This window comes from Bradyrhizobium prioriisuperbiae (assembly GCF_032397745.1).
Lineage (GTDB): Bacteria > Pseudomonadota > Alphaproteobacteria > Rhizobiales > Xanthobacteraceae > Bradyrhizobium_A > Bradyrhizobium_A prioriisuperbiae.
Window position 1 is genome coordinate 7,237,349 of the sequence record NZ_CP135921.1, and the last position, 25,958, is coordinate 7,263,306.

26 protein-coding genes and 2 tRNA genes are annotated in these 25,958 nt (G+C 62.0%); 10 read left to right on the forward strand and 18 right to left on the reverse strand.

Features of this window, described 5'->3' with window-relative positions; all coding sequences use genetic code 11:
* Window positions 1-69: 69 nt before the first annotated feature.
* Window positions 70-744 carry a class I SAM-dependent methyltransferase gene (locus RS897_RS33910; RefSeq protein ID WP_315833032.1) on the reverse strand — a complete coding sequence of 225 codons (675 nt, stop codon included), beginning with the start codon at window positions 742-744 and terminating at the stop codon, window positions 70-72.
* 203 nt (window positions 745-947) lie between these two features.
* On the opposite strand from RS897_RS33910, the gene RS897_RS33915 reads away from it, so the two are divergent.
* A tRNA-Val gene (locus tag RS897_RS33915) sits at window positions 948-1,024 on the forward strand.
* A 91-nt stretch (window positions 1,025-1,115) separates the two neighbouring features.
* On the opposite strand, the gene RS897_RS33920 is transcribed toward RS897_RS33915, so the two are convergent.
* The 5 genes from RS897_RS33920 to lon form a co-directional block, all read right to left on the reverse strand.
* Window positions 1,116-1,484 carry a DUF2569 family protein gene (locus RS897_RS33920; RefSeq protein ID WP_315833033.1) on the reverse strand — a complete coding sequence of 123 codons (369 nt, stop codon included), beginning with the start codon at window positions 1,482-1,484 and terminating at the stop codon, window positions 1,116-1,118.
* On the reverse strand, window positions 1,459-1,818 hold the full coding sequence (locus RS897_RS33925; RefSeq protein WP_315833034.1) for a DUF4339 domain-containing protein: 360 nt from the start codon (window positions 1,816-1,818) through the stop codon (window positions 1,459-1,461). The genes RS897_RS33920 and RS897_RS33925 overlap by 26 nt, the downstream gene beginning before the upstream one ends.
* Window positions 1,819-1,923: 105 nt before the next feature.
* Window positions 1,924-2,103, reverse strand: coding sequence for a hypothetical protein (locus tag RS897_RS33930; protein ID WP_315833035.1), 180 nt, complete (start codon window positions 2,101-2,103; stop codon window positions 1,924-1,926).
* 10 nt (window positions 2,104-2,113) lie between these two features.
* A complete protein-coding gene (locus RS897_RS33935; protein WP_315833036.1) occupies window positions 2,114-2,914 on the reverse strand; it encodes a tetratricopeptide repeat protein in 801 nt (266 codons plus the stop codon).
* A gap of 177 nt (window positions 2,915-3,091) precedes the next feature.
* The gene (gene lon / locus RS897_RS33940) at window positions 3,092-5,512 is read right to left on the reverse strand and encodes an endopeptidase La (protein WP_315833037.1); all 2,421 of its coding nucleotides are present in this window, start codon (window positions 5,510-5,512) and stop codon (window positions 3,092-3,094) included.
* Between the two features lie 372 nt (window positions 5,513-5,884).
* Between lon and RS897_RS33945 the strand changes: the two genes are divergently transcribed.
* Entirely contained in the window at window positions 5,885-6,877 is a 993-nt protein-coding gene (locus tag RS897_RS33945) for an alpha/beta hydrolase (RefSeq protein WP_315833038.1), read from the forward strand.
* A gap of 92 nt (window positions 6,878-6,969) precedes the next feature.
* Here RS897_RS33945 and clpX read toward each other — a convergent pair whose 3' ends face one another.
* Both clpX and RS897_RS33955 read right to left on the reverse strand, forming a co-directional pair.
* Window positions 6,970-8,244, reverse strand: coding sequence for an ATP-dependent Clp protease ATP-binding subunit ClpX (clpX, locus tag RS897_RS33950; RefSeq protein WP_315833039.1), 1,275 nt, complete (start codon window positions 8,242-8,244; stop codon window positions 6,970-6,972).
* A 514-nt stretch (window positions 8,245-8,758) separates the two neighbouring features.
* Window positions 8,759-9,391, reverse strand: coding sequence for an ATP-dependent Clp protease proteolytic subunit (locus RS897_RS33955; protein WP_315833040.1), 633 nt, complete (start codon window positions 9,389-9,391; stop codon window positions 8,759-8,761).
* A 93-nt stretch (window positions 9,392-9,484) separates the two neighbouring features.
* On the opposite strand from RS897_RS33955, the gene RS897_RS33960 reads away from it, so the two are divergent.
* Window positions 9,485-9,655, forward strand: a complete 171-nt coding sequence (locus RS897_RS33960) for a hypothetical protein (RefSeq protein WP_315833041.1) — start codon at window positions 9,485-9,487, stop codon at window positions 9,653-9,655.
* Between the two features lie 21 nt (window positions 9,656-9,676).
* On the opposite strand, the gene tig is transcribed toward RS897_RS33960, so the two are convergent.
* Both tig and RS897_RS33970 read right to left on the reverse strand, forming a co-directional pair.
* Complete coding sequence (gene tig / locus RS897_RS33965) at window positions 9,677-11,038, reverse strand: trigger factor (protein WP_315833042.1); 1,362 nt, start codon at window positions 11,036-11,038, stop codon at window positions 9,677-9,679.
* A 162-nt stretch (window positions 11,039-11,200) separates the two neighbouring features.
* A tRNA-Leu gene (locus RS897_RS33970) sits at window positions 11,201-11,285 on the reverse strand.
* A 163-nt stretch (window positions 11,286-11,448) separates the two neighbouring features.
* On the opposite strand from RS897_RS33970, the gene RS897_RS33975 reads away from it, so the two are divergent.
* The gene (locus RS897_RS33975) at window positions 11,449-12,807 is read left to right on the forward strand and encodes a multicopper oxidase family protein (protein ID WP_315833043.1); all 1,359 of its coding nucleotides are present in this window, start codon (window positions 11,449-11,451) and stop codon (window positions 12,805-12,807) included.
* Between the two features lie 10 nt (window positions 12,808-12,817).
* On the opposite strand, the gene RS897_RS33980 is transcribed toward RS897_RS33975, so the two are convergent.
* On the reverse strand, window positions 12,818-14,317 hold the full coding sequence (locus tag RS897_RS33980) for an NAD(P)H-hydrate dehydratase (protein WP_315833044.1): 1,500 nt from the start codon (window positions 14,315-14,317) through the stop codon (window positions 12,818-12,820).
* A 404-nt stretch (window positions 14,318-14,721) separates the two neighbouring features.
* Between RS897_RS33980 and RS897_RS33985 the strand changes: the two genes are divergently transcribed.
* The 3 genes from RS897_RS33985 (at window position 14,722) to RS897_RS33995 (ending at window position 17,901) form a co-directional block, all read left to right on the forward strand.
* Window positions 14,722-15,060: a P-II family nitrogen regulator gene (locus RS897_RS33985; protein ID WP_027537227.1), complete on the forward strand. Its 339-nt coding sequence runs from the start codon at window positions 14,722-14,724 to the stop codon at window positions 15,058-15,060.
* Window positions 15,061-15,178: 118 nt separating this feature from the next.
* On the forward strand, window positions 15,179-16,588 hold the full coding sequence (gene glnA, locus RS897_RS33990) for a type I glutamate--ammonia ligase (RefSeq protein ID WP_315833045.1): 1,410 nt from the start codon (window positions 15,179-15,181) through the stop codon (window positions 16,586-16,588).
* A gap of 164 nt (window positions 16,589-16,752) precedes the next feature.
* Window positions 16,753-17,901: an AI-2E family transporter gene (locus RS897_RS33995; RefSeq protein ID WP_315833046.1), complete on the forward strand. Its 1,149-nt coding sequence runs from the start codon at window positions 16,753-16,755 to the stop codon at window positions 17,899-17,901.
* Between the two features lie 19 nt (window positions 17,902-17,920).
* Here the strand turns inward: RS897_RS33995 and RS897_RS34000 are convergent, their stop codons facing one another.
* On the reverse strand, window positions 17,921-18,220 hold the full coding sequence (locus tag RS897_RS34000; protein WP_315833047.1) for an antibiotic biosynthesis monooxygenase family protein: 300 nt from the start codon (window positions 18,218-18,220) through the stop codon (window positions 17,921-17,923).
* 271 nt (window positions 18,221-18,491) lie between these two features.
* On the opposite strand from RS897_RS34000, the gene RS897_RS34005 reads away from it, so the two are divergent.
* On the forward strand, window positions 18,492-19,628 hold the full coding sequence (locus RS897_RS34005; RefSeq protein WP_315833048.1) for an asparaginase: 1,137 nt from the start codon (window positions 18,492-18,494) through the stop codon (window positions 19,626-19,628).
* Window positions 19,629-19,661: 33 nt separating this feature from the next.
* Here RS897_RS34005 and RS897_RS34010 read toward each other — a convergent pair whose 3' ends face one another.
* The 6 genes from RS897_RS34010 to RS897_RS34035 form a co-directional block, all read right to left on the reverse strand.
* Window positions 19,662-20,603 (reverse strand): hypothetical protein, encoded by a 942-nt coding sequence (locus RS897_RS34010; RefSeq protein WP_315833049.1) that lies wholly within the window; start codon window positions 20,601-20,603, stop codon window positions 19,662-19,664.
* 253 nt (window positions 20,604-20,856) lie between these two features.
* A complete protein-coding gene (locus RS897_RS34015) occupies window positions 20,857-21,096 on the reverse strand; it encodes a hypothetical protein (protein ID WP_315833050.1) in 240 nt (79 codons plus the stop codon).
* Between the two features lie 54 nt (window positions 21,097-21,150).
* The gene (locus tag RS897_RS34020) at window positions 21,151-22,413 is read right to left on the reverse strand and encodes a GGDEF domain-containing protein (protein WP_315833051.1); all 1,263 of its coding nucleotides are present in this window, start codon (window positions 22,411-22,413) and stop codon (window positions 21,151-21,153) included.
* A 286-nt stretch (window positions 22,414-22,699) separates the two neighbouring features.
* On the reverse strand, window positions 22,700-23,176 hold the full coding sequence (gene rpsI / locus RS897_RS34025; protein WP_315833052.1) for a 30S ribosomal protein S9: 477 nt from the start codon (window positions 23,174-23,176) through the stop codon (window positions 22,700-22,702).
* 2 nt (window positions 23,177-23,178) lie between these two features.
* Entirely contained in the window at window positions 23,179-23,643 is a 465-nt protein-coding gene (gene rplM, locus RS897_RS34030) for a 50S ribosomal protein L13 (RefSeq protein ID WP_315833053.1), read from the reverse strand.
* A 140-nt stretch (window positions 23,644-23,783) separates the two neighbouring features.
* Entirely contained in the window at window positions 23,784-24,227 is a 444-nt protein-coding gene (locus RS897_RS34035) for a PaaI family thioesterase (protein WP_315833054.1), read from the reverse strand.
* Window positions 24,228-24,323: 96 nt separating this feature from the next.
* Here RS897_RS34035 and RS897_RS34040 point away from each other — a divergent pair, with 96 nt between their 5' ends.
* Window positions 24,324-25,148: an enoyl-CoA hydratase gene (locus RS897_RS34040; RefSeq protein WP_315833055.1), complete on the forward strand. Its 825-nt coding sequence runs from the start codon at window positions 24,324-24,326 to the stop codon at window positions 25,146-25,148.
* 18 nt (window positions 25,149-25,166) lie between these two features.
* Window positions 25,167-25,751, forward strand: a complete 585-nt coding sequence (locus RS897_RS34045) for a CoA-binding protein (RefSeq protein WP_315833056.1) — start codon at window positions 25,167-25,169, stop codon at window positions 25,749-25,751.
* The last annotated feature ends 207 nt before the right edge of the window (window positions 25,752-25,958 follow it).

The following is a 25,958-nucleotide window of genomic DNA, read 5'->3' on the forward strand; positions in this document are numbered from 1 at the left end:
CCTCCCTCAATCAGCGGAGACCGATCGCGTTACGAGCGTATCCAGCAGACGGCGGCGCCAGATTCTGCGTCAGGCTTTGCGGCAGATGAAAAAGATCTGCGAATTCGCCCACCAAGGCAGCGGCAACGGCGACAGGATTTCGGTTTCGATGACGAAGCGCTCGCGGATCAGCCCGCGCAGCCAGCGGAAATCGAAGCCCTTGTGGGTTGGATTACGCTCATCAGGGCGCGCGACCGGGCGTCCCGCGACGCCGGCGAGAAGCTCCGATGTCGAATAGTCGGATTTGCGCCGGAACAGGATGGAGCGGTTCAATTCCTTCAGCAGCAACGCGCCACCGATCATGATCGGCACCGAGATGATGAGCTTGCCGTCCGGCTTGAGCGCACGCCGGGACTCCGACAGGAACTGCTCGGCGTTGGCGTCACTCAGGTGCTCGCAGGACTCGAAGGCTGTGATCAGGTCCGGGCTCACCGTCAGCTTGTCGAAATTCGGGACGTAGTGAATGCGCGGATCGCTCGCCGCCGGCATGTAGGGCTCGATGGCGTAAAGCGTCGCGTCGGGCCGCTTGTCGCCCAGCGTGCTCAGGAACAGGCCGGTGCCCGCGCCGAAATCCACCACGACACCGTTTTGCGCCAGGTTCTTGTCCGCAAACGCCACCGATTTGGCAACGCGGCTCCTGTGCGCAAATCGCGCCAGAGGATTGGGGGAATTGATGGTTTGCCGATCGTAAGACACCATCGTCATCAGACCCGACCTTATATGCGAGAAGCGTTTCCGGCTGTCCCTGGACTATAACTGCCGAATGGACGGTCGATATTCGGGTTTCCCCGTAGAGAGCAGCTGGTCGCAAAACATGGTTTCCAGCCCAAACACAATCCCTGACCGCAATGATCTCGCGGTCCGAACGGCTTGCGTTCGGCTTGCCGGCAGGGCACAACACGGCCGACGGGCGGTTAGCTCAGCTGGTTAGAGCATCTCGTTTACACCGAGAGGGTCGGCGGTTCGAATCCGTCACCGCCTACCAGCAAAATCAACAACTTAGTACCAGTTGAGGCCTGAGCTAACCGTGAGTTCCACTGCGGTTGGATCGTCGCCGACTGGCTTGTCCAACTTATTCATCTGGTGAACGTGTTCGCGACACGTCGCGATTTCAGAATGTAGGGAATCCAGATCAAGGCCGCGACCGCCGTCGCAACCAGACGCCCGACCTCTTTCGAATCGAATTTTGCAACTTCTGACATCGACTGACCTGTCGCCGCCGACAACGTCACAACGACCCACAACGCGGCGGCGAGCGGTACGAAAATCGCAGCCAACCACTGATAGATGAAATAGAGCGGGAATTTGCGCGATTTGCGAAAGAACAAGAATGCCCCGTAGCTAAATAACGCGAGCAGCGCCAGGTTCAGCGCGGCTTCCCCATAAAGCGCGATCGGAAACTGCTGAAATAATTTTCCATCAACCTCGGCATAGTAGTTGACCATATCCGAGGCCAAATGAAGTACGCCAAGCACCTGGGCCAATTGCGACGAATATCAGCCAGCCACCGATGCCCGCGAGTTTAGGCTCGACGAACTTGAATTCAGTTGGATCGACCAAACCGACCGCCGGCTCCCCGGATCTTCTGCTCCGAAGAAGCGTTTGCAGCAACTCCGCAATTTCTTCGACCCGATCCGCAGGCTTCCAGTTCTCGAAGCCGTCCCGCCAGACCAGCGTCTGTCCCGGATCAGGCAGCCGGGACAGCGCTTCCGTTAAAGCAGCAAGCGTGACCGGCCCACGCGCTTCACCGCCGTCGGCATAATGCCAAATTTCGCTCATCTGAAGATCGAAGCCCCGTTTCCCCTTTTGACAGGGTATCTCCGTCCGGCTGCACGCGCCAGTTGAATGAGACGTCGTTTCTCTGCGCTTAAAACGTTATGGGCTTCAATTCGCCGACGGCACGATGTCGGCGCAATTGGTCCGGCCCGACATCACGCAATCCTGCATCCGGCTCGCTGCCGTCAACTCGCGGGCCAGCCAGAGTCCGACCAGCAGCAGAACCACGGCGATCCCCAACCCCACCAGCGCTCCGCGCCGATTGCCGCTCTGATCGTCGTCACTCATGAGCCAACAGTTACCAACACAGGTTGGTGACGAGGTTGCCGCGCTTGTCCCTGATCGCCATAGGACACTCTGCGCGCTTGAGGGCGGCTTTGGCATCCTCGTTGCCGAGCGCCGCCGCCTTCTCGTAGAACGCCTTCGCAGCGCTGGTATCCTGCGGACCGCCGCGTCCGCTCTGGGCGAACGCGCCCATCCGCTCCATGGCGCCAGCATGCCCTTGCGCGGCCGCCTTCTCGAACAGACCGCGCGCGGCCACGTCGTCCTTCGGACCGCCGACGCCGTCCGCCATCATGATCCCAAGCTGATACTGCGCCTCGGCATTGGTCTCCGCTGTTTTCGCCAGCAGCGTGCGTGCCTTGACCGGATCCGCCAGCACGCCGCCCTTGGACAGCGCCGCAAGATTGGTGACACCGCGCGGATTGCCCGCTTCGGCCGCGCGCTCAAACAGTTTTCGCGCCTGAGCTTCATCCGTCGTCCCGCCGGCTCCGGTCGCCAGCAGCACGCCGAGTTCGACCATCGCCGAGGTGCTGCCCTTGTCGGCCGCCTTGCGATAGGCGCTGACAGCCTCGGTCCCCTGTCGATTGGCGGCATAGGCGCGACCAAGCTGATACAGCGCCCGGCGCGAGCCCCCCGCAGCCACCCGGCAGAACTTGATCGCGGTCGCGACATCGGCTGGTGCGATCTCGGCGACACCCCTGACGTCAGCCGGCTTGTCCGGATCGCCGGGATCGGCGGCGACCCGGTCGCACAGCACCAGATCCGCCGACTGCGCACGAGTCGGCGAAGTCGCGGACATGCCGATCAGCGCCAGCATGCCAATCGTAGCAGTGACTGAAACTGCACAAAATCGTTCCATCATGATCGCAACAGGCTTCCTTGTACGGTGTCTGGATCGACCAGCCGACCTTACAGCGGCCGCTCCAAACAACAACGGCGCCCTTGCGGGCGCCGTCGTCATATTTGTTTGAACGTCGATCGATGCGACGTCAGATCAGTGAGCGGTCAAACCCGGCACCTCGTCCGCATCGGGCTTCGGCGCACGCGAGGTGTCCTCCTCCCACTCGATCGGCTCTGGTGCGCGAACCAGCGCGTTCTTGATCACTTCGTCCATGCGCGAGACCGGGATGATGTCCAGGCCGCCCTTGATGGCGTCCGAGATCTCGGTCAGGTCCTTGGCGTTCTCATCCGGGATCAGCACCGTCTTGATGCCGCCCCGCGCCGCCGCCAACAGCTTCTCCTTCAAGCCGCCGATCGGCAGCACCCGTCCGCGCAAGGTGATCTCGCCGGTCATGGCGATATCGTGCCGGATCGGAATGCCGGTCAGCACCGAGACGATGGTGGTCGCCATCGCCACGCCGGCCGACGGGCCATCCTTGGGCGTCGCGCCCTCCGGCACGTGCACGTGGATGTCGCGGCGGTCGAACAGCGGCGGCTCGATGCCGAAGGTGATCGCACGCGAGCGGACATAGGATGCCGCCGCCGAGATCGATTCCTTCATCACATCGCGCAGGTTGCCCGTCACCGTCATGCGGCCCTTGCCGGGCATCATGACGCTTTCGATGGTGAGCAGCTCGCCGCCGACATCGGTCCACGCCAGACCGGTGACCACGCCAACCTGATCGTCGCTCTCGATCTCGCCGTAGCGGTATTTCGCGACGCCGAGGAATTCCTCGATGGTCTTCTCGGTGACCTTCACGGACTTCTTCTTCGAGAGCATCAGCTCCTTCACGGCCTTGCGGGCCAGTGTGGAGAGCTCACGCTCGAGATTGCGCACGCCCGCTTCGCGGGTGTAGCGGCGGATCATCAGCAGCAACGCATCGTCGTCGATCGAGAACTCCTTGGAGTCCAGACCGTGCTTGGACACCGCGGTCGGGATCAGGTGCTTGCGCGCGATCTCGACCTTTTCGTTCTCGGTGTACCCGGCGATTCGGATGATCTCCATGCGGTCCATCAGCGGGCCCGGAATATTCAGCGTATTCGCGGTCGTGATGAACATGACGTTGGAGAGATCGTAGTCGACCTCGAGGTAGTGATCGTTGAAGGTCGAGTTCTGCTCGGGGTCCAGCACCTCAAGCAGCGCCGACGACGGATCGCCGCGGAAATCGGCGCCCATCTTGTCGATCTCGTCCAGCAGGAACAGCGGGTTCGAGGTCTTGGCCTTGCGCATCGACTGGATGATCTTGCCGGGCATCGAACCGATATAGGTCCGGCGATGTCCACGGATCTCCGCTTCGTCACGCACGCCGCCGAGCGACACGCGCACGAACTCGCGGCCGGTCGCCTTCGCGATCGACTTGCCGAGCGAGGTTTTGCCGACGCCGGGAGGGCCGACCAGGCACAGGATCGGACCGGTCAGCTTGTTGGCGCGCGACTGCACGGCGAGATACTCGACGATGCGGTCCTTGACCTTCTCGAGACCGTAATGATCGTTGTCCAGCACTTCCTGTGCGGCATTGAGGTCCTTCTTGACCTTTGACTTCTTGCCCCACGGGATCGACAACAGCCAGTCGAGATAGTTGCGCACGACGGTCGCTTCCGCGGACATCGGCGACATCTGGCGCAGCTTCTTCAGTTCGTGCTGCGCCTTCTCGCGGGCTTCCTTCGAGAGCTTGGTCTTCTTGATCTTGTCTTCCAGGTCGGCAAGCTCGTCGCGACCTTCGTCGTCGCCGAGTTCCTTCTGGATCGCCTTCATCTGCTCGTTGAGGTAGTACTCGCGCTGGGTCTTCTCCATCTGGCGCTTGACGCGCGAGCGGATCTTCTTCTCGACCTGCAGCACCGAGATCTCGCTCTCCATCAGGCCGAGCACCTTCTCCAGGCGCTGCGATACGGACAGCGTCTCCAGGATGGTCTGGCGATCGGAGATTTTCACGGCGAGATGCGAGGCCACCGTATCCGCCAGCTTGGCGAAATCGGTGATCTGCTGAACGACGCCGACGACCTCCGCGGAGATCTTCTTGTTCAGCTTCACGTAGCTTTCGAAGTCGGACACCACGGAGCGTGCCATCGCCTCCGCCTCGACGCTCTTGGCGTCGGTATCGGCAAGCGCGGTCGAGGCCGCCTCATAGTACTCCGAGCGGTCGGAATATTTGGTCACGCGCGCGCGCTCGAGGCCTTCGACCAGCACCTTCACGGTGCCGTCGGGCAATTTCAGCAGCTGCAGCACGCTTGCGAGCGTTCCGATCTCGTAAATGGAATCCGGGCTCGGATCATCGTCCGACGCGTTCTTCTGCGTCGCCAGCATGATCAGGGCATCGTTCTTCATCACTTCTTCGAGCGCACGGATCGACTTCTCGCGGCCGACGAAAAGCGGCACGATCATGTGCGGAAACACCACGATGTCGCGAAGCGGCAAGACGGGATAGGAGTGGCTTTCGCCGTGTACGATGGTCGGCCTGGTCTTTGAGGCAGTCATGCCCGTCATCCTTATGTTGCGCCCCCCTGCACGCAACCCGCCTTTGGGGCGCAGCTACCACAGGGTGCCAATGCGCCGGGCAGAACAGGGGCTCTTTTGAGCCATTGATCGCACCGCGATCCCCCACCTGCCCGGGTCGTCCGTTGCAGCGAATCTTGAGGGTATTTCGACGCCGCAACCGCCATTAGGTGGCTATCGGTGCCGGGGGTGTCAAGTGAACGTCGTATCGGGCTTAACAAGGCAAAAGTCGTGCCTGAGAAGGAGCGACAAAGCCGTGGGGAACTGCAGAAAGCCGAGCTTCGCAGGGAGCGAATCTCGCGCCATGGTCCTCTTCCCACCCCTGTTTGCGCTCCAAGATTCCAGAGGGATCACATGACACCTCGCCGCGTTCTGAACCGACGTACGCTGCTGGCTGCCGCAGCGGCCGTGACGGCCTCACCGGCGCTGGCCGACGCGTGCCGGATCGGCCCAGCGCCGCATGACAAGGGCCCTCTGGTCTGGATGGACCTGGACCAGGTTGAACTCGACGCGGCCTACGACCAGACGTTCTATTCGCCGCTGCAGTCGGAAATCGTCAAGCGGCTGGCCAGCAGCAGCGAACTGGTTCGCGGCCGACTGGGGCCACCGCAACGCGACTCCTACGGCCCCACCGCTGTCGAGAAGCTTGATATCTACCGCACTCCGCGTGCCGCCAAGGCCCCCGTGTTTGTCATGATCCATGGCGGCGCATGGCTGACCGGCGAAGCCAAGAACTATGCCTATCCGGCCGAGCTGTTCGTCAACGCCGGCACGCACTACATTGCCCTCGACTTTATCGACGTCCGCGCCGCCGGCGGCGATCTCCGGATCATGGTGGATCAGGTTCGCCGCGGCATCGCCTGGGCCTATCGCAATGCCGCCCGCTATGGCGGCGATCCGGAACGATTCTACATTGGCGGCCACTCCTCGGGCGGCCATCTCTGCGGTCTCGCCTTGGTCACCGACTGGCAGAAGGACTTCGCCCTGCCGCCCGACTTCATCAAGGGCGGCTTGTGCATGAGCGGGCTCTACGACATGAAGCCGGTGCGCCTGTCAAAACGCAGCTCGTACGTCAAATTTGACGACGCCAGCGAACGCGACCTGAGCGCCCAACGTCAGCTGGAGATGCTGCGGGCGCCGGTGGTCGTGACGTACGGCACCCACGAGACACCGGAATTCCAGCGCCAGAACCGCGACTTCGCGGCCGCGCTGAAAACGGTCGGCAAGCCCGTCGAGTTGGTCGAGGCCCCACACACCAATCACTTCGAGATGGTGGAATCCCTGAGCAATCCCTACGGCCCGAACGGCCGTGCGGCGCTCGCGATGATGAAATTGTCCGCGCCCTGACTGCGGCCTCCCATGGACAAAAAAACAGCGGCCCGACCGGGCCGCTGTTTTTTTGATTCGGAGATCGTCCTTTCGCGGGTCGCGAAAATCGATCAGGCGCTGGCGCTGCTCTCCACCGCGCGATCGGACCGATCGGCGTAAATGTACAGCGGGCGGGCGGTGGCTTCGACCACATCGCGCGAAATCACCACTTCCTCGACCCCTTCCAGGCCGGGCAGATCGAACATGGTTTCGAGCAGGATACCTTCCATGATGGAACGCAGGCCGCGCGCACCGGTCTTGCGATCGATCGCCTTGCGGGCAATCGCGCCCAGCGCCTCGTCGGCGAAGGTCAGCTCGATATTCTCCATTTCGAACAGTCGCTGATACTGCTTCACCAGCGCGTTCTTCGGTTCCTGCAGAATCTTCTTCAGCGAAGCCTCGTCGAGGTCTTCCAGGGTCGCAACCACCGGCAAGCGGCCGACGAACTCCGGAATGAGGCCGTACTTCAGAAGGTCCTCTGGCTCCACTTCGCGGAAAATCTCGCCGGTGCGGCGATCTTCCGGCGCCATCACCTGAGCGGCGAAGCCGATCGAGGTGGAACGTCCGCGCGCCGAGATGATCTTCTCGAGGCCCGAGAACGCACCACCGCAGATGAACAGGATGTTGGTGGTGTCGACCTGCAGGAATTCCTGCTGCGGATGCTTGCGGCCGCCCTGCGGTGGCACCGACGCCACGGTGCCTTCCATGATCTTCAACAGCGCCTGCTGCACGCCCTCGCCCGACACGTCGCGGGTGATCGAGGGATTGTCGGACTTGCGCGAGATCTTGTCGATTTCGTCGATGTAGACGATGCCGCGCTGCGCGCGCTCGACATTGTAGTCGGCCGCCTGCAGCAGCTTCAGAATGATGTTCTCGACGTCCTCGCCGACATAGCCGGCTTCGGTCAGCGTGGTCGCATCCGCCATCGTGAAGGGAACGTCCAGGATGCGGGCCAGCGTCTGCGCAAGCAGCGTCTTGCCCGAACCGGTCGGACCGATCAGCAGGATGTTGGACTTCGCGAGCTCGACGTCGTTGTGCTTGGTCTGGTGATTCAGCCGCTTGTAGTGGTTGTGAACCGCGACCGAGAGCACCTTCTTCGCATGCTGCTGGCCGATGACGTAGTCATCCAGCACCTTGCAGATTTCCTTCGGCGTCGGAATGCCGTCGCGCGACTTCACCAGCGAGGATTTGTTTTCCTCGCGAATGATGTCCATGCAAAGCTCGACGCACTCATCGCAGATGAAAACCGTGGGACCGGCGATCAGTTTGCGGACTTCGTGCTGGCTCTTCCCGCAGAACGAGCAATACAGGGTGTTCTTCGAATCGCTCGTACCGACCTTGCTCATTCCTATCTCCGTCTGCCGCTCGATCTTTTCTGGATCGCCATTCTCTAGGTCGTCTTGCTCTAGGCCGCCCTGCCCGTGTCTACACCGGGTTGGTATGTAAATAAGAGCAAAATCCGTACCAGAAAAGACCCCTCAAATCAGATGTCACACGAATCGGGGTTAACTCGTTTGCCCCAACAATACTACCCAGAATACTACCCAAATTGCTCCATCGAGCCATGGTGCCAGCCGACTATCAAGAATTCACTAATCGGATGGAAGTCCCAACAGCGTGAATCTACCGTGATTTGGGACATTTAGACGACCGCGATGCGGCAAACTCAGCGCAGCGTGGCGCGAATACCACCTCTGCACAACCCGGAACCTGGCTCAAGTCCTGAGCCAAGCAATGAATCCGCACCTGGAATATTTGCAAGCCGGTATCATTTCAGGGATCCAGGCGCCGAGTTCCAACGTCCGTCGGGCTCGGCACCTCCGCACCACGACTCGCGATGCGGTCTCTCGACGCCGCCTCTTACGATTTGGGCGCCGCCGGCTCTTCCGAGCGCTTTTCGATCACCTTGTCGATCAGACCGAAGTCCTTGGCCATGTCGGAGGTCAGGAATTTGTCGCGCTCCAGCGCGTCCTCGATCGCCTTGTAGGTCTGGCCGGTATGCTTGACGTAAATCTCGTTGAGCCGCTTCTTCAGGTTCAGAATCTCCTGAGCGTGCAGCATGATGTCAGTCGCCTGGCCCTGGAAACCGCCCGAGGGCTGGTGAACCATGATACGGGCGTTCGGCAGCGCGAATCGCATGTCCTTTTCGCCGGCAGTGAGCAGCAGCGATCCCATCGATGCAGCCTGCCCCGTGCACAGCGTCGACACCGGCGGGCGAATGAACTGCATGGTGTCGTAGATCGCCAGTCCCGACGTCACCACGCCGCCCGGCGAGTTGATGTACATCGAGATTTCCTTCTTCGGATTCTCGGCTTCCAGGAACAGCAACTGCGCGACAGCCAGCGTCGCCATGCCGTCCTCGACCGGACCGGTGAGGAAGATGATGCGCTCTTTGAGGAGGCGCGAAAAGATGTCGTAGGCCCGCTCGCCCCGGTTGGTCTGTTCGACCACCATCGGCACGAGGTTCATGTAAGTTTCGACCGGATCGCGCATGAATCACCTGAGGGTTGGCTGAAGCGTCCGTCTCCCGCGCGGGCAAGCCATGACCTTGCTTCGAGCGAACGCCCCGTAATGCAGGGGGTAGATATGAGCCGATTGACCGGCGACAAGTACGGCACGCGAACACGGGCCGGTTACGAATGGAAACGTCAGAAGCTGGAAACAGTTGAAGCTGATTCGGAAGACAGCAGCAAAGCCGGCCGCCACCTTGCCGCGCTGTTTCAGCGGGTATGCTTAATAGATGGCCCGGCTGGCTGACCGGCCGGGCCATCAGTTCGATCAGGCGGCGCTCTTCTCGCCGTCCTCGTCCTTGTAGAGCTCCTCGCGCGTGACCTTCTTGTCGGTCACGTTGGCGAGTTCGAGGATGAAGTCGACCACCTTATCTTCATAGATCGGTGCGCGAAGCTGGGCGAGCGCGTTGGGATTCTTGCGATAGAAGTCCCAGACCTCTTTTTCGCGGCCCGGCATCTGGCGGGCGCGATCGACCACCGCGCGGCTGACTTCGTCGTCAGTCACGGTGATCTTGTTCTTGTCGCCGATTTCCGACAGCACAAGGCCGAGGCGGACACGACGGTCGGCGATCTTGCGGTACTCTTCCTTCGCTGCGTCCTCGGTGGTGTTCTCGTCGGCGAAGGTCTTGCCGCTGGAGTCCATCTCGGCCTTGATCGAGTTCCACATCAGATTGAACTCTTCATCGACCAGCGACGGCGGCGGATCGAAGCGATGCGCCTCATCGAGGCGATCGAGCAGAACGCGCTTGACGCGCTGGCGCGTCGCACCGGCGAATTCCTGGGTCAGCCGCTCGCGCATGATCTCCTTGAGCTTGTCGAGTGATTCGAGGCCCAGCGTCTTGGCGAACTCGTCATCGATCACCGCATCCTTGGCGACTTCGATCTTGCTCGCGGTGGTCTCGAATTCCGCCGCCTTGCCGGCGAGCGTTTCGCTGGCATAGTTGGTCGGGAACGTCACCTTCAGCGTGCGGTTCTCGCCGGCGCCGATACCGATCAGCTGTTCTTCGAAGCCGGGAATGAAGCCGTTGGAGCCGATCACCACCTGGATGTCCTCGGCGGTGCCGCCGTCGAACGCAACGCCGTCGATGGTGCCCTTGAAGGACACGGTGACACGATCTCCGGAGGCCGCCTTGGCGCCCTCACCCGCCGCGTCGAACGGACGGTTCTGATCGGCAATGCGCTTGATCGCGTCATCGATATCGGCGTCGGTCACCTCGGCAACCGGCTTCTCGACATTGAAGCTCTTAAAGTCGGCGAGCTGGATCGCCGGCACCACTTCGATGGCGACCGAGTAGTTCAGGTCGGACTTGCCGGCGAGAACACCCTCGATTTCCTTTTCCTCCGTCGGCATGGTGACCTTGGGTTCGGTCGCCAGACGAAAGCCGCGCTCGGTGAAGATCTGCGCGTTGGTGTCGCGGATCATCTGTTCCAGGGTCTCGGCGACCACGGAGCGGCCATAGATCTTCTTCAGGTGCGCGACCGGCACCTTGCCCGGACGAAAGCCGTTGATGCGGACCTTGTCCTTCATGTCGACGAGGCGGGAATCGACCTTGGCCTCGATTTCGGAGGCCGGAAGGCTGACCTGGAACTCGTGCTTCAGTCCTTCGGCGACAGTCTCTTTCACCTGCATGGCGCTAATCTTCTTCCTTCGCCGGTCGAACGACCGGTTCGTTGCAAAATCCAATATCGATACGCGGCGTCGGCCCGTATCACGGGTCCTTCGGACATGCTCCCCCAGAGGGATTCGGTCCAAAAGAGGCTTACAAGTCTCGTCCGCAAAACGTGGCGCTGATGGTGCGGGCGGAGGGACTCGAACCCCCACAACTTTCGTCACTGGAACCTAAATCCAGCGCGTCTACCAGTTCCGCCACGCCCGCGAGGCGCATCACGTTCGGCGGCGATGCCGCGAGCGGCGGGCTTATAACATGCGCGCACCCGTTCGCAGCAAAAAAATGCCCGTTTTGGCCTGCTCCGCCCCCGGGCCGGCATGCGACCGGCTGGCGCTGGACAGGGTGGGCAGAAAATGGTCCGCATCGGGGGATGAAAAAGCACCCCCTTTTGCCGTCCCGGCGGCTTGTTCTGACCGGCCTCGGCGGCGCGGCCACCGCAGTGCTCGCCCCTCGCACTGCCGCCTTGGGGCAAAATCCGGCCAGTGCCGGCCGGCCGAGCCTGGATTTGCGCCTGCGCCCGTCAACGGCCGGCCTGCGCGACAATCAGCCGCCGTCGGCAATCTGGGACTTTGTAAGCGCGTCCGGAGCGCTGCCGACCGCCCAGGAATTTCGGCAGGGCGACGACCTCCAGCTCGCGCTGGCGAACGACCTCCCCGCCCCGGTCACCCTAAGCCTCCGGGGCCTCGTCGGCGTGGCCCAGATCGAGCCGCTGGCCGCTCGGCCACCGCTGCTGACGGGGCAGTCGTCCTCCATCAGCGTTCCGCTGCGCTTGGCCGGAACCCTGCTCTGTGACGCCAGGCTGCTGGGGGACGGACAGGCCCTGGCGCTGCCGGCTCGCGCGATCCGGGTCATGGAAAAACAGCCTGTCGCCGTCGACGCGGACCAGACCCTGCTGATCGAGGATTGGCGACTCAAACCGGACGGCAGCGCGGTGGCGCCGGGCAGCGATCCGGGTGGCGCCTCACCGCTGTTCACGGTCAACAGCAAACCCTCGCTCGACATTCCAGTCTGGACCAATGCACGGCTGCGGCTTCGCTTTATCAATGCCTGCCAACGCTCTGTGATCGCGCTTAAAATCGACGATCACGAGCTCCGCGTGATGGCCATCGATAGCCAGCCCGCCGAACCTTTTGTGGCGCGCAACGGCCAGGTCATCCTGGCTCCCGGTACACGGGTCGATGCGTTCGTCGATACCACCGGGAAACCGTCCACGACGGCAGCGGTCCAGTTGCACGACGGCACCTCGCCCCGGCCGATCGCCCGGCTGGTCTATGTCAGCGAGGGTCCGCTGCGCGCCGCTCCGCTGGCGGCTCCGGACCCGTTGCCCTCCAATGGACTGCCGGCAAAACTCGATCTGAAAAGTGCACTGCGGGTCGACCTGCCGGTCGATATCAAGCCCACCCCATCGGCACCTGAATGGCTGCTGCCGACAAACCTGGGCGCGTCAGTCGCACCCGCTTTCCGGATCAAGCGCGGCCGGGTCGCAGTTCTGGCCCTGGCCAACCGCGCGGCGACGCCTGCGGTGGTTCATCTGCACGGTCATCCATTTCGGTTGCTGGACCGCCTGGACGATGGCTGGAAGCCATTCTGGCTGGACACCCTGATTCTGGAAGCCGGACAAACCCAGCGCATCGCTTTCGCGGCTGAGTATTCCGGCTCGTGGCTGATCGAAGCGATGGGCACCGACTGGTCCGCGCCGCGGCTCACCCGGTGGTACGTGGTCGATTGAGAGCCAGCTCTCAGTAGTCGATCCCAAACCCATCCAACAGCCGCCGGAGCACCGCCGGCAGAACCTCCGGCAGATCTTCCGCAATCAGTCCCGGACCGGCCTCCTGGCCGGCCTCGCCATGCATCCACGCCCCGATGCAGGCCGCCTCGAATGCCGGCACCAGTTGCGCCAGCATGGCCCCGATCATTCCCGACAGCACATCACCCGACCCGGCAGTCGCCAGCCACGGCGACGCATTGGCTGATATCGCCGCGCGGCCATCCGGCGACGCAACCACAGTGTCCGGCCCCTTCAGTAACACCACCGCGCCCGACAGTTTCGCTGCTGCCCGCGCCTGCTCGAGTTTCGAATGAGTCTCGGTTTCAGTTTTTATCCTGCTGAAGAGTCTTGAGAACTCGCCTGAGTGAGGGGTGAGGATAACCTGTGGATTGTCTCGGCTTTTGATCTGTTCGAACAACAGTTCCGGAGCTTCGGCAAAACTTGTCAGCGCGTCCGCGTCCAGCACCACCGCCCTGTCTCCACCGAGCGCGGTCAGCACCAGGTCGCGGGTATGCGGACCGACTCCAGCGCCCGGACCGACGATGCAGGCGTTCAGGCGCCGATCGGCCAGCAGGTGAGCGAACTCGACCGGTGTGTCGCTCGCGCGCACCATGATGGCGGTCAGCGTGGCGGCGTTGACCGCCAGCGCCTCTCGCGGCGAGGCCACCGTCACCAGGCCTGCGCCCGCGCGCAATGCCCCACGTGCCGCCAGCCGGGCCGCGCCGGTCGACGCCACACCACCCGACACCACGACGGCATGGCCGCGGGCGTATTTGTGGCCGTCGATCCGCGGCACCGGAAACACCGCCTGCCACAGCTCAGGGATATTTTCGAACGCCACGGGGCGGATCGCGTGCAGCACCTCCGCTCCGATGCCGATATCGACCAGGCGAACCCGCCCGCAATGCAGCCGCCCCGGCAGCAGCAGGTGGCCCGGCTTGCGCCGGAAGAAAGTCACTGTCTCAGTGGCTCGCACCGCAGTCCCCATGACCGCACCGGTAGTGCCGTTGATACCGCTCGGCAGGTCGACCGCCAGGATCGGCGCCCCACTGGCATTCATCGCCTCGATGGCAACGAGCGGGTCGCCTTTCGCCGGGCGGTTCAATCCCGCGCCAAACAGCGCATCGATGATCAGAGCCGGATTCCCGATCGATTGCGGTTCGCACGGCAGCACCTCGCCACGCCACTCCCTCGCCGCCAGCGCCGCATCGCCTTTCAGGCTGGCTCGATCACACAGCAGGACCACGGAGACCGAGCGGCCGCGGGCAGCAAGCTCAGCCGCTGCGATAAAACCATCGCCGCCATTGTTGCCGCGACCGGCGACGACAACGATGGGGCCATCCTCGGCCAGGTGTTCGGCCGCCTCCGCTACGGCCTCGCCCGCCGCTCGCATCAGGGTTAAACCACCGATGCCGGAGGCGATTGTCAGAGCATCGGCTTGCTCCATCTCCATCGTCGTGAGCAATTCCATGCTACCGCCTCCCCAAATCGCCTCTTCCTCAGGCAATCCGCCAAAACTTGATCCACTCCGACGATCAAGTCATCCCATGACCGATCAATAATTAGGCAACAAGCCTATTTTGAAGGCAGAGCTGCGCCAGACGGTGACGCAAGAATGGTCGCACTTGCTGCCGTAACAAACTGATAATACTCTCGATTTCCCGCACTTTCCAACTTGGCACAGACCCTGCTTTTATGAGGCTCCAATGGCGTGTCGTGCCTATCGTCGAGTAACAAGCGTAACGAACAGTCGTTTGCGTGGCGGCACCCCGTGCCCCATCAGACGGCGACATGACCGCCAGCGATGACGACTTCAGCGCGAGCACGGCTGCGCGCAACAAACTGCAGATTCTGGAAGTGCCGGGGAGACGTTCAGTGAAGAAAATCGAGGCGATCATTAAGCCATTCAAGCTCGACGAGGTGAAAGAGGCGCTTCAGGAGGTCGGGCTTCAGGGCATCACGGTCACCGAGGCCAAGGGCTTCGGGCGCCAGAAGGGACATGCCGAGCTCTACCGCGGCGCCGAATACATCGTTGATTTCCTGCCCAAGGTAAAAATTGAAATTGTTATCTCCGACGAGTTGGTCGAGAAGGCGATTGATGCTATCCGCCGTGCCGCGCAGACCGGCCGCATCGGTGATGGGAAGATCTTCGTTTCCAACATCGAGGAGGCCATCCGCATCAGAACTGGAGAATCCGGCCTGGACGCCATCTAGGACGACGACCTTGTAACGCGAAGACCTTCGACCTCCCTCCCGAACGGCCGTCCTTTCCGCGGCCGCATCACCACGACCGACCAACCGACCAGTAGACCTGCAGACACAAGGGGTATTCATGAAGACCGCCAAAGACGTCCTGAAATCGATCAAGGACAACGACGTCAAGTACGTCGATCTGCGTTTCACCGATCCGCGCGGCAAGTGGCAGCACGTCACCTTCGACATCAGCATGATCGACGAAGACATCTTTGCCGAAGGCACGATGTTCGACGGCTCCTCGATTGCCGGCTGGAAGGCCATCAACGAATCCGACATGTGCCTGATGCCCGATCCGGCAACGGCCACGATCGATCCCTTCTTCGCAGAGACCACCATGGTCATCACCTGCGATATTCTCGAGCCGACCACCGGTGAGCCCTACAACCGCGATCCGCGCGGCATCGCCAAGAAGGCCGAAGCCATGGTGAAGTCCATGGGCGTGGGCGACACCGTCTTCGTCGGCCCGGAAGCCGAATTCTTCGTATTCGATGACGTGCGTTATTCGTCCACCCCCTACAACACCGGTTTCCGCCTGGACCAGGTCGAACTGCCGATCAACTCGGACACCGAATATGAGGGCGGCAACCTCGGCCACCGCATCCGCAACAAGGCCGGCTACTTCCCGGTCCCGCCGCAGGACAGCGTGCAGGACATGCGCTCGGAAATGCTCGGCGCCATGGCCAAGATGGGCGTCAAGGTCGAGAAGCATCACCACGAAGTGGCGTCCGCCCAGCACGAACTCGGCATGAAGTTCGATACCCTGACGCTGATGGCCGACCAGATGCAGATCTACAAGTACTGCATCCACCAGGTCGCGCACATCTACGGCAAGACCGCCACCTTCATGCCGAAGCCGGTCTATGGCGACAACGGCTCGGGCATGCACGTGCACCAGTCGATCTGGAAGGACGGCAAACCGGTGTTCGCCGGCAACAAGTACGCCGACCTCTCGGAAACCTGCCTGCACTACATCGGCGGCATCATCAAGCACGCCAAGGCCATCAACGCCTTCACCAACCCGTCGACCAACTCCTACAAGCGTCTGGTCCCGGGCTATGAAGCTCCCGTGCTGCTCGCCTACTCGGCGCGCAACCGTTCGGCCTCCTGCCGCATCCCCTACACCACCAACCCGAAGGCCAAGCGCGTCGAGGTCCGTTTCCCGGATCCGATGGCAAATCCCTACCTCGCGTTCGCCGCGATGCTGATGGCCGGCCTCGACGGCATCAAGAACAAGATCGATCCGGGCGCCGCCATGGACAAGGATCTGTACGACCTGCCGAAGGAAGAACTGAAGGAAATCCCGACGGTTTGCGGTTCGCTCCGCGAGGCGCTGGAAAACCTCGACAAGGACCGCGCCTTCCTGAAGGCCGGCGGCGTGTTCGATGACGACTTCATCGATTCCTTCATCGAGCTGAAGATGACGGAAGTCGCCCGTTATGAAATGACCCCGCATCCGGTCGAGTTCGAAATGTACTACTCGCAGTGAGTCCCTGATCGCGGCCCGTCCGCGACCAGCCTCGGCGATCGACACCAAAAGGCGCCCTCCCGGGCGCCTTTTCATTTTGGAACAGGTCGCCAAAACCTCTTCGATTGCTTGATCCGCCCGGCGCATTCAGCGAAGAATGACGCCCCGTAAAGACGAGGTGTCGAATGACTGCCGCTGCCGCCGACCCAACGCCGCCCCCGCGTTCGCTGGCTTGGTCAATCGCCATGGGCGGCTGCGGCATCGTCGCCTTCGCGGCGCTGCTGGGACTGGTGTGGTATTCCGCCACGACCCTGTTTCTGATCTTCGCCGGCATCCTGTTCGGCGTGTTCCTGAACGCACTGAGCCATCTGCTCAGCCGGCTGATCGGCGGCCCTTATCTGCTTCGGCTGGCCATGGTCTGCGTGCTGATCACGGGAATACTCTCCGGCGTCGTCGTGCTCGGCGGCGCGACCATTGCGCAGCAGGCCAGTGCACTGACGGCAACGCTGCGCTCCCAGGTCGGCACCGTCAAAGGTTTCCTTGAGCGGCGCGGCATCGATACCAGTTTTCTCGATCCTGCGATCACGCTGACGCCCGCACCGAATGCCACCACCACGATCCCGGTGGCTCCAGCCTCAACCTCGGACATCACAAACCGGCCCAAAACGCCTGACTTTCCGAGTGCAGGCACCATCGCTTCGGGGACCACCGCCCTGCTCGGCCAGACCGCTCGCATCCTGCTCGGCGTGTTCGGGACCGTCGGCAATATCTTCGTCGTCATCCTGCTGGGAGTGATGCTGGCGCTGCAGCCCGAGGTCTATCGCAACGGCCTGCTCGCCTTCGTCCCCGCCCGCCACTCCGCCTATGCGGCAAGCCTGATCGACGACATCGCCGAGACGCTGCGGCGCTGGCTACTCGGCCAAATGACCACGATGAGTGTCATTTTCCTGATCGCGTGGATCGGGTTGAGCATCATCGGCGTTCCCGGCGCGCTGGTGCTCGGTTTCCAGGCCGGCCTTTTGACTTTCATCCCCACCGTGGGGTCGCTGGTCGCGGGCATCATTATCGTGCTGGCCAGCCTCGGCTCCGGCTGGACGGCGGTGGTCAGCGCCTTCGGCCTCTATTTGATGCTGCAGTTCCTGGAAGGCAACATTCTCACACCGCTGATCCAGCGCCACGCCATCAACATCCCGCCGGCGACGCTGTTTGCGTCGCAGATTTTCCTAGGCGTGCTGTTCGGGCTGTGGGGATTGGCACTGGCGTTGCCGCTGATCGCCGTGATCAAGGTGGTGCTGAAGCATGTCTACGGCGAAGGCGAGCACGTGCCGGCATAACGCCGGCACGCTCTTGTCCTCAGTCGGTCGCGACCACTGTCTCGGTGTGCTCGACTTCTGGCGGCGAAGCGAAATACGGTCCGACCAGCGCGCGCCACTCGGCGAAATTCTCCGAGCCGCGAAAATCCACGGTGTGGGCTTCCACCGTTTCCCACTTCGCCATCAGCCGATAGCGCTGCGGCTTCTCGATGGAGCGATGCAGTTCGAAGCCGTGAAAACCCTTGGAGCGGCCGAACGCAGCTTTGGCCTTGGCGACCGCCGCCTCGAAATCCTTCTCGGATCCCGGCTTGACCTCGATCTGCGCGATTTCAGTGATCATGTCTTTATATCCCTTCCGTGGCAACGCATGCCCGCTGCCCCATTTTTGATTTTGCGATGGAGATGAGGCCTTTCGTCGCGCTTAGCTTATCTGCTTCACGCATCGGCAAGATGCATGCCCCTTCGGAACAAGAGAATCACGATCGCCTCTTGCCGTCGAGCGGATTTTTCAGGAACCTGCCGGAGCTACGCGATCGTCGACAAAGCTTCATTTGCGCACTTCGCTCGGTACGCATTTCACTGGATGCGAACTTACTTGGGGAGAACGACCCATGCTTCAAGCCACACCGCGAACGTATCTGTCCAAACGCGGCATCTCCGCCGCATTCGCTCTCGGGGTCGCCCTGTCCTTCGCTGGCTCGGGGTCCCCTGCACTGGCCAGGGATCTTGCTGCTGAAGCCGCAGCCCAGGCGGCGACACGCAAACCGAATGTGGTCATCCTTGCCACCGGCGGCACGATCGCAGGCGCAGGCGCCGATGTGGCGAACAGCGCGACCTACCAGGCCGCCAAGGTTCCGGTCGACAAGCTGATCGCTGGCGTGCCGGAACTGGGCAAGATCGCCAATGTCACCGGCGAGCAAGTCTTCCAGATCGCCTCGGAGAGTTTCACCGACGCGCATCTGGTTCAACTCGGCAAACGCGTCTCGCAGCTTCTCAAGCAAAGCGATGTCGACGGCGTGGTGATCACCCACGGCACCGATACACTGGAAGAGACTGCGTTTTTCCTCAACCTCGTGGTCAAGAGCGACAAGCCGATCGTGGTGGTTGGCTCCATGCGCCCGTCGACCGCCATGTCCGCAGATGGTCCCCTTAACCTTCTGGATGCGGTGACCGTCGCGGGCAGCAAGGAGGCCGTCGGCAAGGGCGCCCTGGTCGCCATGAACGACACCATCCAGTCCGGCCGCGACGTGACCAAGCGGACCAACGTCGTCCCCAGCGCCTTCTTCAGCCAATGGGGGCCGCTTGGAATGGTGATCGAGGGCCAATCCTACTTCTTCCGCACACCGTCCAAGCGCCACAACACGAGTTCGGAATTCGACATCGACACCATCGACAGCCTTCCGCTGGTGGCCATCGTTTACGGCTCCGGCAACATGTATCCCGGCGCCTACGATGCCGCGGTCCAGGCCGGCGCCAAGGCGATCATTCACGCAGGCACCGGCAATGGGTCCGTGGCGAATTACCTGGTCGATAAGCTCAGGGATGTTCGCTCCAAGGGCACACTCATCGTTCGATCATCGCGCGTTGGCGACGGCATCATCCTGCGCAATGCGGAGCAGCCCGACGATCAGTATGACTGGGTCGTCGCCCACGATCTGAACCCGCAAAAGGCCAAGATCCTCGCTGCCCTCGCTTTGACGAAGTCGAACGATACCAAAGAGCTGCAGCGGATATTCTGGGAGTACTAGACAAGGCTCGCCTGCACGCCGCAAGGCGCGGCGTCAGGCGCGTCGACTCCCACGCTGGCCGATACTCACCGCGCTTGCTCCCATCGCCATCCCCAGTTGTCGCAACGCGAGCGCGTTCAGCGGGAATTCGAGGACGATGTGCGCCAGGCTGAAGGCGAGCAGCACGGTGAAACCGAAGGCATAGTCATAGAAATATAGCGCGGTGGACGCCGCGCTGGCGGCAACGACGAGAAGCAGCCGGTTCCGCGTCATCATGGTCCAGCGGATCACCTCGGCTTTGATGAACCAGTTCAGGTAGTGATAGGTATAAACGAAGGCGAGCAGACTGGTCAGCCGGGTATCGAGCCGCAAATCCGAGATCCCGAGCAGCCGTCCGAGCGCCGGCGCCACATTGGCAAAATAATCCCGCTCTGCGGTTGCGAATGACGGGATCAGCGTTGTTGCCGTTGGCGGCACAACCAGGATTGCCGCAATCGCCGCAATATACAGCCCAACCATCAGCCACTGCATGCGAGCGCCGGACCGCCAGGCGCCCAGCGCCATGAACACCAAAGTGAACAGCGACACATGGATCAGCGTCGGCAGCAGGATGCCGAGCACGGCGATCGACAACCCGTTTGCCAGCATCACCACCGTCAGCAGCACCGCGACCATGAACAAGACCATGCTCTGCAGGGCAGATGTCGTCGCCGTGAACATGGCACACAGCACGAAGGCAGCCCACAACACGAAGCCGAACCAGGAGGCATTGTCGATCAGGGCCGCCGCAATGGCGATAACTGCGAGACCTATTGCGATACCCTGCTGCGGCAAGAAGTATTTGCGATCATGGAGCCAGGAGATCTCGGTCGCGTAGTGCGCCGGCCCGAGCACGACGTAGGCCAGCAGCAACAGTTCGAACGGCACCAGATAGGTCAGTCCAAGTGCCGCCAGCATCAAGCCGAGGTGCGCGAGGTCGATCCGCGTCGCCTTCATGCCAGGCCCTCCCCGGACAATCCACCGGGATAACCTGCGATGCCGCCGCGGGCGATCGCAACCACGTCCATGTCGGAGATCAAGCCTGAATCAATGGGCATGTAGAAGACAATATCTGCGGCCTGCGCGCCAACCGCCCAGGCAAAGCAAATGGAAAAAACAAGGGACGCCAGACATCCGGCCCACCAAATGGTGCAGCCCAGTACAGCACCGGTCGATCGAAAACAAAAGGTGGAAAACGAGGCCGATCGCCCTATCGGCTCAGCAGCAGCGCTGCGCCAGCAACGATCAGGGACAGTCCGATGAACATCATCAGCGGCACCCGGCTGGGCGGACGGCCATAGCGCCCTTGGGCGCGCCGCTCGGAAATCAACGCACGCTCATACTCGTCGGACGAGGAAAACAGGCAGGCAAAGCCGGTACGGGCCGAAGCGACCATCGCATCAAGCGCGGTCACGGCAGACTGGTGGTGCGGATCGGAGTTCGTCAACATCCATCGATGCTAGACCCGACATGGTAAATACAAGGTTACCGCGACCGGTTTCGGCTACGCCCCCGCTTCCGCGCCCATGCCCGGCACGGCGCCGGCCTGCCGCACGGCGCTGGTCACCCGCGCCAGCGTTGCCTGACCGACCAGCTTGCGCCGGCCGCTTTCGAGCGACAAAGGTTCCTCGACCGCCGTTTCCACGCGGTTACGCCCCGAGCGCTTGGCGCGATACAGCGCGGTATCCGCGCTCGCCAGCAGCACATCGAGCTCAGTGTTCGCCGGCCCTCCGGCGACGCCGATACTGACCGTGGTCGCGACCGGCATATCGTCCGCTTCGATACCGCAGTTCTGAAACGCCTCGCGAACCCTGTCGGCGGCGACCAGCGTCTCCTCGATCGAGCACGGCAGCATCGCCGCGAACTCCTCGCCGCCGATACGGCCGATCAGATCGGTGATGCGCAGATTTGCGTTCATGACCACCGCAAACAGTTTCAGCACCTCGTCGCCGGCGGGATGGCCAAAGCGGTCGTTGATCGATTTGAAGTGATCGATATCGAAGATCATCACCGTCACCGGACGGCCTGCCCTGGCTTCGCGCTCGATCATCCGCGCGGTCGCCTCGCTGAAACCGCGGCGATTGAGCAGGCCCGTCAGCGGGTCGATCGAGGCGGCGGCCTTGTGCGCACGCACCGTTCTATCATTCACCATCATGAAGATGATGAAGACGGTGCCGACCGCATAGAGCACGAGCTCGATTGCGAAAATCACCACCCAGGTGTTGTTGGTGGCGAAGGCCTCTTCCGGCCCGGCCAGCAGGCCGCCGAGCAGGATCGGCAGCATCAAGACCGCGCCGTGCAGCAGCGGAATGAGAATGGCAGGCCAGCGCGAGCGCATCGATTGCCGGCGATCGGACCACAGTTCGCTTGCCGTGGCCGTCGCATAGCTGGCGACGATGCCGGCCCCGATGACGGTGTGGAGGAAGACTGGACCAACGCCGAGCATAACATTGGTGACCGCCCAGACGACCGCACCGGCGAACAGCCCGGCCCAGTTCGGCGCCTTGCCGTGAAACACCCGCGCCGCGGTCCACACCATGCCGCACGCCACATATCCGATGATGTTGATCGCCAGCAATACCGGCTCGCCCAGGCGTGCGCCGAGCAAAGCCCAGACGCCGATCGACAGCGCGCCGACAAGATAAGCAGCGCCCCACCAGCCGAGTGCCGGTATTTTTTCCTGGCGCCAGAAGAACAGGAGCAATGCTCCGAGCATCACCGCGACCAACGTCGCAACAAGATACAGCGTCGAAATATCCAACGACATTGGTAAGCCCCAGCCAGACTTTGAAATGGCCTTCAAAAACCCGATGGAGCTGCTTTGGCCCCATTTTCACGCGATTTTAGAGAGATCACCTTCGGAAAACGTTTTCCGGGAGGTTGAAGTTTTCTCAAAAAAACGCGCCATCCGGCAAGGAACTGGAAACAATAAAAAGTCGTAGACCCTCGCGAAAAAAGCGGTCTGACAAAAGAAGAAGCCCAAAACGAAAAGGGCAGCCCTGCGGGCTGCCCTTCTGGAATTCGCTGCGCTGCAGTGCAGCGCAGAGATTGAATTAGCGCTTCGAGAACTGGAAGCTGCGGCGAGCCTTGGCGCGGCCGTACTTCTTGCGTTCGACGACGCGCGAGTCGCGGGTCAGGAAGCCGCCCTTCTTGAGCACGCTGCGCAGATCCGGCTCCATGTAGGTCAGCGCCTTGGACAGACCATGGCGCACCGCGCCGGCCTGTCCCGACAGACCGCCACCGGACACGGTGCAGACGATGTCGTACTGGTCCGCGCGAGCGGCGGTGGTCAGCGGCTGCTGGATCATCATGCGCAGCACCGGACGGGCGAAATAGACTTCGACCTCACGGGTGTTGACCAGGATCTTGCCGGTGCCCGGCTTGATCCAGACGCGGGCGACCGCGTCCTTGCGCTTGCCGGTGGCATAAGCGCGGCCGAGCTTGTCGACCTTCTTGATATACTTCGGTGCTTCCGCAGCCGCCGGCTTGAGCGACGACAACTGGTCGAGCGATTGAATGGTCTCGGCCATGATTACGCAGCCCTCGTGTTCTTGCGATTCAATGATGCGACGTCGATGAGCTCGGGCTGCTGTGCCTCGTGCGGATGCTCCGGACCGGCATAGACGCGCAGATTGCCGAGCTGCTTGCGGCCCAGCGGACCGCGCGGGATCATGCGCTCGATGGCCTTCTCCACCACGCGCTCCGGGAAACGGCCTTCCAGGATCGACTTCGCAGTGCGTTCCTTGATGCCACCGATGAAGCCGGTGTGGTTGTAATAAACCTTGTTCTCACGCTTGCGGCCGGTCAGCACGACCTGGGCAGCATTGATGATGATGACGTGGTCGCCATCATCGACGTGGGGGGTGTAGCTGGGGCGATGCTTGCCGCGCAGGCGCATCGAAACCAAGGTCGCGAGCCGTCCGACCACCAATCCCTTGGCGTCGATCAGGACCCACTTCTTCTCGACCTCGGCCGGTTTCGCCGAAAACGTTGTCATGTGAGATGATCCGTTGAAAAAAGGATCGCGGCGAAATGCGCCGCGCTGGCTGAGCTTCTAAAGAAACCAGCCGCCAGCGTCAACGCCTCGGCGCATTAAATAACTGTTTAAAAACAGTCACTTAAAAATATGGTGCAATATTACCTTTCAGAAACGACTGCGGATGGAATGGAGTATGTGGAGGTGACGTGAGCAATCGGGTCCGGTGAGGTGCCGGACAGCAAATTGACCTCCCCCACCGCCAGTCGTTTGCCGAGCTTCAGGAGTTTTGCCGCCGCCATCACGTCCTGGCCCGGCTGACCCTTGCGCAGGAAATTGATGTTGAGATTGGTGGTGACGGCGAGCCCCACCGGTCCGATGGCCGAGAGCAGCACCACGTACATGGCGAAATCGGCCAGCGCCATCAGGGTCGGCCCGGACACCGTTCCACCCGGCCGCAGCATCCGTTCATTGTAGGATTGACGCAGCAGGCAGGTCTGGCCGTCAGCGCTTTCGATCACAATATCCCCATTGCTGAACGCCTGAGGAAACTCCCTGTGAAGAAACTGCTCGAGCTCCGTCACGCTCATCTTCGCCGCGGCCATATTCCCTCAACCCTGCCCATCTCGCGCGGCTTTCGCCTCGCCTTGACCAACCGTCTACATTAGGGTGCCGACCATGAACACCCCTGTGACATTCCCATGACCGCCCAGCGCGTTGCCGTACAAGCCCCCACTCTCGAGATTCTCACCCGTGAGATCCTCGATTCCGTCGTCGTGCTGACGCTCAACCGACCCGCGGCACGCAACAGCCTCTCGGAGGGTTTGATCGCGGCGCTGCATGAAGCGCTGAATGCAATCCAGCACGACAAGACGGTGCGCGCGGTGGTGATCGCGGCCAATGGAACGGTGTTTTCGTCCGGCCACGATCTCAAGGAACTGACCGCCCGACGCAGCGATCCCGATCGCGGCCGCGCCTACTTCGCGCAGATCATGTCGTCGTGCAGCGCCATGATGCAGGCGATCGTGCGGTCGTCGAAGCCGGTAATCGCCGCCGTTCAGGGCGTTGCCACCGCAGCGGGCTGCCAGCTGGTGGCAAGCTGCGATCTCGCGGTTGCCTCCGAGGCGGCCACCTTCGCAACGCCGGGCGTCGATATCGGTCTATTCTGCTCGACACCGATGGTGGCACTGTCGCGCAATGTGCCGCGCAAGCACGCCATGCATATGCTGCTGACGGGCGAACCGGTGTCTGCACGCCGCGCGCAGGAGCTGGGACTGGTCAACGCCGTGGTGGCACCGGGCACCGAACGCGACGCCGCCATCGCGCTGGCGAACAGCATCGCACGAAAATCCGCGCACGCCGTGAAAATCGGCAAGGAGGCGTTTTATCGCCAGATCGAAATGCCGCTGGCGGAGGCCTATCGCTACGCCGCCGAGGTGATGACGGAGAACATGCTGGCGCGCGATGCGGAAGAAGGCATCAACGCGTTCATCGAGAAACGCGATCCAACATGGGAGGACCGGTAATTTTGCCGGACTTTGCGAATGAATCATGACCTCTACGACGACAATTACATCCGGGGTATCCTGAACACCGTCAAGAGCATCGCCATGGTCGGCGCTTCGCCAGTCAATGTCAGGCCCAGCTATTTTGCCTTCAAATATCTCAGCGAGCGCGGCTACGACATGATCCCGGTCAATCCGGGGCACGTCGGCAAAAGCCTGCTCGGCAAGCCGTTCGTGGCTTCGCTGCACGACATCGGCCGCCCCGTCGACATGATCGACATCTTCCGCAACTCAGATCACATCGCTCCGATCGTCGATGACGCCCTGCAGCTCTCCCCGCTCCCCCAGGTGATCTGGATGCAGCTCGGCGCGCGCAACGACGAAGCGGCAGCGAAAGCCGAAGCGCTGGGGCTGAAAGTCGTGATGAACCGCTGCCCGAAAATTGAATATGGCCGCCTCTCTTCGGAGATCCAGTGGATGGGGGTCAACTCGCGCACGCTGAGTTCCAAACGCGCACCGGCGCCCACCCACGGCATGCGACTGTCACTCAATCGACAAAGTCTCGCCGGCGGGTCAACCGTGGCCGCCGACCGCGCCAGCCAGACGCCCAAGCGCGACAACTAGGATTTGCGGCAGCCGCACGGCCACTCCCTCGTTCGCAGGACAAGAGAAAAGCCAGACTGCCGCATGCAGGTTTGTGGCAGATTTTTTTTGCCGCAACGCGGTGATGCAGCAACTCATTTGCGATTTCGGCTTTATGCCGTCGATCCGCTTGACGGCGCCTGAGGCGACCAGCAGCATGACCACGAACACCTTCGCGCCCCCACACCT